At 67.1% G+C, this 8,323-nt stretch carries 9 protein-coding genes; 2 read left to right on the top strand and 7 right to left on the bottom strand.

Annotated features, from left to right (window positions below; genetic code table 11):
* Positions 1–78 precede the first annotated feature (78 nt).
* Entirely contained in the window at positions 79–465 is a 387-nt protein-coding gene (locus ACYQ2W_RS11920; protein WP_459866977.1) for a DUF2384 domain-containing protein, read from the bottom strand.
* A 252-nt stretch (positions 466–717) separates the two neighbouring features.
* On the opposite strand from ACYQ2W_RS11920, the gene ACYQ2W_RS11915 reads away from it, so the two are divergent.
* The gene (locus ACYQ2W_RS11915) at positions 718–1,338 is read left to right on the top strand and encodes a hypothetical protein (protein ID WP_459866974.1); all 621 of its coding nucleotides are present in this window, start codon (positions 718–720) and stop codon (positions 1,336–1,338) included.
* A 44-nt stretch (positions 1,339–1,382) separates the two neighbouring features.
* Positions 1,383–1,619, top strand: coding sequence for a hypothetical protein (locus tag ACYQ2W_RS11910; RefSeq protein ID WP_459866971.1), 237 nt, complete (start codon positions 1,383–1,385; stop codon positions 1,617–1,619).
* Positions 1,620–1,645: 26 nt separating this feature from the next.
* On the opposite strand, the gene ACYQ2W_RS11905 is transcribed toward ACYQ2W_RS11910, so the two are convergent.
* From ACYQ2W_RS11905 to ACYQ2W_RS11880, 6 genes are all read right to left on the bottom strand, one after another.
* Entirely contained in the window at positions 1,646–2,002 is a 357-nt protein-coding gene (locus ACYQ2W_RS11905) for a hypothetical protein (RefSeq protein ID WP_459866968.1), read from the bottom strand.
* Positions 1,999–4,221: an AAA family ATPase gene (locus ACYQ2W_RS11900; protein WP_459866965.1), complete on the bottom strand. Its 2,223-nt coding sequence runs from the start codon at positions 4,219–4,221 to the stop codon at positions 1,999–2,001. The genes ACYQ2W_RS11905 and ACYQ2W_RS11900 overlap by 4 nt, the downstream gene beginning before the upstream one ends.
* Positions 4,218–4,406, bottom strand: a complete 189-nt coding sequence (locus tag ACYQ2W_RS11895; RefSeq protein WP_459866962.1) for a hypothetical protein — start codon at positions 4,404–4,406, stop codon at positions 4,218–4,220. Before ACYQ2W_RS11895 ends, ACYQ2W_RS11900 begins: the two co-directional genes overlap by 4 nt.
* Positions 4,407–4,949: 543 nt before the next feature.
* Entirely contained in the window at positions 4,950–5,696 is a 747-nt protein-coding gene (locus ACYQ2W_RS11890; protein WP_459866959.1) for a c-type cytochrome, read from the bottom strand.
* Positions 5,697–5,813: 117 nt separating this feature from the next.
* Positions 5,814–6,110 (bottom strand): hypothetical protein, encoded by a 297-nt coding sequence (locus tag ACYQ2W_RS11885; RefSeq protein WP_459866956.1) that lies wholly within the window; start codon positions 6,108–6,110, stop codon positions 5,814–5,816.
* Between the two features lie 75 nt (positions 6,111–6,185).
* Positions 6,186–7,811 (bottom strand): EAL domain-containing protein, encoded by a 1,626-nt coding sequence (locus ACYQ2W_RS11880; RefSeq protein WP_459866953.1) that lies wholly within the window; start codon positions 7,809–7,811, stop codon positions 6,186–6,188.
* Between the last annotated feature and the right edge of the window lie 512 nt (positions 7,812–8,323).

Below are 8,323 nucleotides of genomic sequence, written 5' to 3'. Positions count from 1 at the left end.
GGCCGCTCCTACAAAGGGGGGGCATAAGCCCCCCCCGCCTGCCCAAGATGCAAGAAGGAGAGGCCTTCGCCTGAAGCCTCAATCCCACCCCTGTGTGCAATCGAGATTGGTCCACACCTGCTTCAACCCGGGAAAACCGTCCTCCAGCATCACCTGCAGCGGCGGTCGCTTGACGAACTTGGTGCTGGTGTTGCGCAGCCAGAGATAACCGGCGCCGGGGTTGAGCGGGTTGAGCAACATCAGCGACTCGCGGATGCCGAGGATGTGGCGCACCCGCTCCATCACCAGCGGGTCCTCGGGCAGCGGGGTGCCGTGCTTGTAGCGGCTGAGATGACGCGCCTTGGTGGTCGCCGGCAACCCCAGCAGGGTGATCATCTGCTCCTCGGTCAATCGCCATTCGGCGAAGATCTGCATCACCAGTTCGGCGAGCTGCTTGCGCTCCTCTTCGGTGAACTCGATACTCATTCGATTGACTCCCTCCCCGACCCGGTCGGGGATCTTGCAGGGCGCGGCGGGCGGATCGCGGGGCTTCGAAACGAACCCCGAAGGGAGGAACGGAACGAGGGAGACGAAACCGCGAGCCGTCGCGGTGTGGATTTCAGGAGCCTGTCGGACGATGGGTGAATCGGCCGCGAAAGCGGCATGCCCCCCATCGCCCGACAGGCTCCAGGTCAGTTGGCAATATTCTACTAAAACCGTCGGAAAATATCGCCCCCCATGCAGAGCGCGCCCCCCGTCGACGAACTCTCCCCCTTCTACCGGCGGGAGGGCGAGCACTACCTGATCGAGATCAAGCTGAGCGACCTCCAGCGGCTGTTCAACTCCCTCGACCCCTCCCCCTTCATCGAGAAGGACCTCAACGACGATGCCGAGGCGTACATCGTCGAGGTGGCCCGGGAGCTGCCGTCCCGGGCCAAGCTGAAGCTGGTGATCTACCTGCCGGAGGCGCAAACGGCGGAACGGCAGGACGAGCCGGCCATGGCCGTGCGCCACTACTTCGACTACCGCTACCAGGCGCTCGGGCGCGACCTGCGCCACAAATTGCGCAACGGACGCAAGAGCCTGGTGGTGGGCGTGGTGGTGCTCTTCTTCGGCATCGCCGGCTACCAGGCGGTGGGCCGCTTCGGCGGCGACGGGGTGTGGTGGGAGATCCTTGCCGAGGGGCTGATGATCGGCGGCTGGGTGGCGATGTGGCGACCGCTGGAGACCTTCCTCTACGACTGGTGGCCGATCGATCAGAACCGCAAGCTCTACAACCGGCTGCGCACCATGGTGGTGGAGATCCGGGACACGAAACGGTCATCGCCCGTTCACGGCGGCGTCACACCGCAGCCCTAGGTTTCAGGGTCATCGATCACAGATCCAACCGAAGGAGCCGCGTGATGAAGCACACGCACAACGAGGGCGTATGGGACGCCCCTGAAGTCGGTACCCGCTACCGCGACGGCGACGGCCGTCAGTTCCTGGTCTTCTCGCTCACCACCGACTACATCTACGTCGAGTACGGCAGCGGCGAGATCAACGTCCTGTGCCGCCCCGAGTGGCCGCGCATCGAGCCCTACCGGTTACCTGAACCCGCCTGGAACAACGGGCCGGCGATGAGCTACGCACCGGCCTGAGCGGAGCGCGCCGGGCCGACGGCGGTTCAGTCGCCGCCCCCTCCGTCCCCTCCCCCATCGAAACCACCGCCGTCGCCACCCGCCATGCCGTCTCCCGGGACCACCAACCCGGCCCGCCACAACTGATAATACACGTAGAGGCCGGCGACAACGCTGACCAGCGGCAGCACGACACTGTCATAGGCCGACAGGCTGGTCAGGTCGGCGTGGTAGCCGGCGGCCAGCGCCACCGCCATCCCGATCGCCGCCCGTATCCCCGCCACGCCGAAGAAACCCAACACGATCAGCAGCGGCCCGCCCAGCCCGGCCGGTGGCCCGCCCCCCTCCACCAGCGACAGGTAGCCGCCGTAGAGGATCAACGCGGTGGCGACCAGCCGGATCAAGGGAGCCGCAGGGTCGTGATTCCGCGGGCACAGTGGACGTGGAGATCGAACGCTACCTCTTCAGGGAACTCCTGGGAGATCACCCAGATCTGGCTCAGCTCGTCGCTCAGCTCCGGCAACACCCCCAGCGAGCTGCGCATCCGTGCCATGTCGAAGAAGGCGAAGGGTTCGTCGAGGAACAGGAACTGGCGCGCCAGGCCGGCGGTCTCCACCAGCTCCTGGGAGAGCGCCAGACGCACCGCCAGCATGATCTGGCGCTGGGTGCCGCTGGAGATCTCGTCGAGCTCCAGGAAGTCCTGTTTCTCGGTGGAGAAGACCCGCACCTTCAGTTCGTCGTCGATCTGCAGGTGCTCGTAGCGCCCCTCGGTAAGCCGCGGCAGGGTCTCCGCCACCAGCTTGCGGGTCTCCCGATTGAAGCGCTGGGTGGTGTGACGGAAGGAGCCGGCGAGTAGATCGCGGGCGAGTTCGCGCCGATCGATCGCCTCGCGATGGCGCTCGATCCGCGTCGGCATGTGGGCAAGCAGCGTGCGCAGCTCATCGGCCTGGCGCCGCCGTTCCCGCTCCTCCGCGATGCGGCTCTCCACCTCGGCCAGCGCCTCGCGGATGGTGGCCATGCCCTGCTCGATCGCCGCCACCTCGTCCACCGCCGAGACCGCCAGCTGACGCATCGCCGCATCGAAACCGGCGACGTCGCTCGCCAGCCGTTCACGCAGTCCGCCGAGCCACTCCTCGTCAAGCAGCTCCGCGCCGGGACCGTCGAGGAATCCCTGTAGCGCCTCGGCGATCCCCTCGTCCTCCAGTTCCTTCAAGTAGGCCACCGCTTCGGGCAGCGGACGGCGATCGATGCCGTCGAGGCTCTCCGCCTCCACCTGCACCGCCGCCAGCCGCGCCTCCAGCGCCGCCAGGTCGGCCGCCTCGCGCCGCATCCGTCCGCCCAGCGCGAGCGAACGCAGCCAGGCGAGCAGGAACAGCACCACCAGCACGCCGAAGGCGTGAGGCAGCCAGGGCAGGTAGTCGGTCTCCCAGCCAGGCACGAAGGTGTGCAGATACCCGCGCAGGACTCCACTCTCCGCCCGCTCCGGCTCCAGCACCAGCAGCCACCAAGCGGCGCCGGCGGCTCCACCGAGAAGGAAGGTGAGCAGGGCGAGGAAGCGGTCCAACCCGCGGCGCCGGCCGAGGGAGCGGAGGCGACGGCCGGCGTCGGCGATCCGCGTCCCCAGCGTCTTCCCCTCCTCCGCTTCATCCTCGCCGAGCAACGCCCCAAGCTCGCCGCGGTAGACGGCGATCCGCTCACGCAGCGGCTCGAAGGCGGTGCGGCGCTCGGCGACCCCGTCGGCCAGCCCCTGCAACGCGGCGATCGCCTCATCCACCCCTTCGGTGTCGGCATACTGCTCGCGCTGCCCATCGAGCCAGCCGCCCAGCGCCTCGGCGTGCTCCTCCCAGCGACGGCAGGAGGTGCCGCGATCGGCGCCCAGCAGCAGCTGGGCGACCTTCGCCAACTCCTCCGAACTCTCCCGGGTAAGACCGGGCACCGCCAGCCACTCCTCGCGTGCCTCCTCCTGCTCCCGCTCCTCCGCGAGGCGTCCATCCCGCTCCTGCTCCAGCCGCTCCAGGCCGTCCTCCTGCACCCCCAGTGCCTCGATCCGGGATTCGATCTCGGCGATCTCCTGCTCGATGCCGATGATCCGCTCCTGCTCGCCGAGGATCTCGCCGGCCAGCGCCTCGGAGACCGCCTCCAGCGGCGCCACCCCGGCGATCACCTTGACGGCATGGCTGTGGGGGTGGGGCGCGGTGATCTCCCGTTGGGCGAGATAGAAGGATTCGACGAACTCGTCGAAGCCGAAACCGATCCGCTCCATCACGGCTTCGAGCACCGCCTCGCTTCCCTTGGCCACCTCCTCGCCGGCGACACTCAGCAGCGCCCCGTGGTTGCCCTCCACGTCGATGTGACGTTCCAACCGGCAGCGCACGCCGTCGCGGCCGGTGAACTCGATCTCCACCCGGCCCCGGCTCTGGTTCCAACGGATCACCTTGGCGATGCGCCCGGGCCCGAGGGAGAAGGTGCGGCCGAACAGCGCGAAGCAGATGGTCTCGCCGATGGTGCTCTTGCCCGACTCGTTCTCCCCGCTGATCGCGAACAGCCCGCGCTCCGGCAGGTCATCGATGGCGAGGCTCTCGTACTTGAGGATGTTCTCGGCGCGTAGCGCGTGGATGATCATGCCGCATCCCCCCCATCGCCGCGCAGCTTGCCGAGGACCAGCTGGATCGCCGCGTCATAGCGTCCCTGGTCGAAATCGGCCTCCGAGTAGCGGCGCCGCTGCAGCTCCTGCTCGCAGTAGGCGAGGAAGTCTTCGACGGCGCCTTCGCGCTCCTTTTCCGTCAGGTGGATTTTGCTCTCGGGCATGATGCGGCCTCGGCGGGGATGGGTGGCCGACTATTCTCCCCTCTGTGGGGTGGGGGGTTCAAGGCGTGGAGAGACCGGGGGGGGACACCACCCTCCGCAAGGGCGGGCGGTATGAAGAGGTGCCCCTTCCGTGGGGCGGAGGCATCCCTGCCTGTTTCATCCATGCACGCCGGGCGTCCCTGCCCGGCGTGGACTGCGCACCGTCGTGTGACGACGGGTCTCCCTCCGTGGAGCGCGCCGTCCACCCTCCCTTCAACGGTCGACGAGCGGGGTTTGTGAACCGGGAACGGCATGCGCGCCGGCACAAAAAAAAAGACCGCCCGAGAGCGCAAAAAGGGGAAAACGCCCTGGACGGCCTCCTGGCACGACCAGGAAAAAACGCACCAATCAGACCTCATTTGCCAAGCGGCGGGGCGTTGTTGCCAATACCCCGCGAACCGGCTCCTAATCAGACGAGCGGGCCGGGAGCGGTGTGAATCCGCCGAAAACAAAAGAGGGCGCCGTACGGCGCCCCCCTGGCTGGCAAAGAGTGAACGCGGCCACTCACATTCCCGGCGGCGGCTCCATCAGCGGCTCCATCTCCGCAGGCCGGGCGTAGTGGGGAAAATCGGGATTGAGCCAGCCACGCGGCGCGATGCGCTCCGGCGGCGGCCGCAGGCGGGAGACGTAGTCCATCACCGCACGGGTATCCCGGACGGAGAAGTCACGCACCTGGCGCACCATCTTCGCATCGGCGTTGCGCCGCTTGCCCAGGCGAATCCACTCGAACTGGCGCAGCAGGTAATTGAAATGCTGGCCGCGAAGGGCCGGGATCGCGTCCTGCTCATCCCCTTCGCCCTCCTTGCCGTGGCAGTCCACGCAGTGCTCCTGGTAGATCTTGCGACCGTGTTCCAGATCGTTGCCGGGACCGACGCCATTGAACGGCGCCATCGGCAGTTGCTCCACATAGCCGGTAACGTCGGCGATGTCCTGCGCCCCGCCGAGGATGTTGGGCAGGGTGAAGGGGTACATGGTGGGGTTGTCGCGGTGACGGTTGCGGATGTCCTCCAACTGCTTGATCAGCACCTTGTGGCGCTGACCGGCGATCTGTGGATAGTAGCCGTCCACCGTCCCCCACCCCTCCGGGCGGTGACAGACCGCGCAGGTGTGGTAGATCCGTTTCCCGTTCTCCAGGTCGGGCTGGAGCGAGAGCGCCTCCTCCATCTCATTGGCTCGGGCGACCCCATCGATCAACGGCAGGACCAACAGGCCCAACAGCAGGGCGCGACAGTTGCGAAACGTTCTGCACATGGCTCCATCCTCTGTCCGGCAATGAAACGACTCCCAGTCTACCCGTCCCGGCAGACGGCAAAAAGGGCGCCGCGGCGCCCTTTCCAAACTTTTGAAAGCGGGCCCCCCCGTCGGCGCTCAGCGCTCGACGGTGGGGCTCTCCCAATGTTTGTTCATGGTGAAGGGGCAGGTGGGGCAGAAGAACATCTCGATCACCCCCGCCCCCGCCAGCATCAGCCCGAGCAGTCCGACGAAGCCGCCCATGCCGGCGAACAGCTCCTCGGTGGGGATCGGCAGGAGCCCGCCCAGGTTCTGCAGATACCAGTGATAACCCTCAAAGCCGGAGTGGATGATGGTCCCCCCGAGCGCCATCAACAGGACCGCGCCGGTGAAGTAGATGAGGACCATGACGGCACGGGATCGTTTTTCGGACATCGAGGGCTCTCCATTGGGTCTGGTGTTGTAGTCTGGTGCTGCAAATATCGGCATGAAAGATTTTTATTACCATAATCAGAAATGTTTTCCAAGCACCGCCGGTACCGGCTGGCCGAAGAGATAGCCCTGGGAGTAGTCGATGCCGAGGCGTTTGACCGCCTCGAACACCGCCTGGTTGTGGACATGCTCGGCCACCACCCGGGCACCGATCTCGTGGGCCAGCTGGGTGATCGCGCGGCAGATGGCGTAGCCGCGGGGGTTGTGGTCGAGGCCCTGGACGAAGCGGCCGTCGATCTTGATGAAGTCGGCCTCCAGGTCGAGCAGGCGGGCGAAGTTGGAGTGCTCGGCGCCGAAGTCGTCGATGGCGATGCGAAAACCCAGCTCGCGCAGCCGGGTGATCTGCTCGGGAACGCTGCCGTCGCGCTCCACGCTCGCCTCCTCCAGCACCTCGAAGATCACCCGGCGGGGCTGGATGTCGAAGCGGGCGGCGTGACCGAGCATCCGCTCGGCGAAACGGCGGTCGTGGAGATCCTCCTCGCTGAGGTTGAGGGAGAACGAATAGGGGGTACCGGAGAAGGCGGCCATGCTGCGTTCGACCATCACCCGGGTGAGGTCGGGGATCAGCCCGCCGAGGCGGGCCGGGGCGATGAAGCGCGCGGGATCGAACACCCGCCCCTCCTCCACCACCCGGGCCAGGCACTCGTACTTGGTCACGCCGCTGCCGTCGTTACGCACGATCGGCTGGAACCACGGAACCACCCGGCCGGCGGCAAGCGCCTCGCGCAACCGGCCGATCCAGGCGACGGTATCGTCCTGATCGCTGGTCACCGGGCAGTCGCCGCCCGCCATGCGCACCCCATCACCCCGCTCGTGGGCGGCCATCAGGGCGTTGCGCGCCAGGTTGACCCCTTCCGGCCCCTGCGCCTCGACCACCGCGAGGGTGACCTTGGGACGGGCGGCCAGTCCCTCCCCCAGCGCCAGCTCGGTGGTGCTGAACAGACCGTGGAGGTGGTGGGCAAAACGTTCCACCCAGGTCAGCCCCGCCCCCGGAAAGGCCAGCGCGAACTCGCCGGCGGAGAGGCGGTAGAGATCGCATTCGCCGGGGCACTCGCGGCGCAGCAGGCGGGCGGTCTCGCGTAGCGCCTCGCTCCCCCGCTCGAAGCCCAGGGCGCGGTTGATGGCTGGCAGGTTGTCGAGATTGAGGAGGACCACCGGCTGCCGGCCGACGCGACCGAGCCGCTCCTCGAAGCGGCGCCGGTTGTAGAGGCCGGTGAGCGGATCGACCGCCAGCGCGCGGCGTTCGCGGACCCGCTCCGCCCCCTGGTAGAGGGCGGCGGCGAGCTGCTCGCGGGCGACCGGCTTGAAGACGAAACCGGCCACCCCGCTCTTCGACACCTCCCCGAGCAACTGGGGGTCGTGGGGCGGGGTGATCAGCACCACCACCTGCTCTGGGCGCCGGTCGAGCAGTTCACGGGCCAGCGCCAGGCCGTCCATACCGGGCAGGGCGACGTCGGCGAGCACCAGATCGGCGGGCCGCTCGCGCAGCAACGCGAGTGCCTCCGGCCCGTCGGCCGCCTCGCGCAGACCGCCGAACAGGTCGGCAACCATCCCGCCGATCCGCTCCCGCTCGCCCGGCTCCGCCGTCACCAGCACCACCGACAGGTCGTGGGTCAGCAGCCGCAGGCTCTCCCGGTCGATCATTTCACCCCCACCCCCCCGCCATCGCCTGGATTCGAGTATATGGGCCGCCGGGAAAGCTGTCGCGGCATAAGGGCTCGCGAAAGAATAACTTCCTGTTTTGGAACGCCGATCTGCCCTCCGCCCGGCGGCGTTGCGCAAAGGGTTGCATACAACGAGTATGCGCCCCTTTGCGCGCCTTGCCGGACGGGCGTCTCGACGTTCCAAAACAAGAAGTTATTCTTTCGCGAGACTAAGGATTCAACGTGGAATGGTTCCCGGGCCGCCGACGAAGAACCAATCAGGCAGGCAGCGAACCGCTTGCTCCTGAGCTTTCGATCCGCATTTCATTTCTAACACGAAGGCCACGAAGAGAGGGGTACGAGGGACACAGAGGCGAAAAATATGTCAGGTACCGGGTGCACCGACGACAGGCAGGGGGATTGCCGTTCCTTTCTCGTTTCCAAGCTCTTTCTCCCTCGTTTCCACGCTCTGCGTGGAAACGCAGCTCTTCGACGCTCCGCGTCGTGTCGAAC

The sequence above is a fragment of the Endothiovibrio diazotrophicus genome, from assembly GCF_054657215.1.
The sequence above is the reverse complement of the archived record's forward strand: the minus strand, read 5'-3'. Positions and strand labels throughout refer to the sequence as shown.

Coding starts and splice junctions, on each gene's coding strand:
- ACYQ2W_RS11920 (WP_459866977.1), bottom strand. CDS start 465: ATGAGTATCGAGTTCACCGAAGAGGAGCGCAAGCAGCTCGCCGAACTG.
- ACYQ2W_RS11915 (WP_459866974.1), top strand. CDS start 718: ATGCAGAGCGCGCCCCCCGTCGACGAACTCTCCCCCTTCTACCGGCGG.
- ACYQ2W_RS11910 (WP_459866971.1), top strand. CDS start 1,383: ATGAAGCACACGCACAACGAGGGCGTATGGGACGCCCCTGAAGTCGGT.
- ACYQ2W_RS11900 (WP_459866965.1), bottom strand. CDS start 4,221: ATGATCATCCACGCGCTACGCGCCGAGAACATCCTCAAGTACGAGAGC.
- ACYQ2W_RS11895 (WP_459866962.1), bottom strand. CDS start 4,406: ATGCCCGAGAGCAAAATCCACCTGACGGAAAAGGAGCGCGAAGGCGCC.
- ACYQ2W_RS11890 (WP_459866959.1), bottom strand. CDS start 5,696: ATGTGCAGAACGTTTCGCAACTGTCGCGCCCTGCTGTTGGGCCTGTTG.
- ACYQ2W_RS11885 (WP_459866956.1), bottom strand. CDS start 6,110: ATGTCCGAAAAACGATCCCGTGCCGTCATGGTCCTCATCTACTTCACC.
- ACYQ2W_RS11880 (WP_459866953.1), bottom strand. CDS start 7,811: ATGATCGACCGGGAGAGCCTGCGGCTGCTGACCCACGACCTGTCGGTG.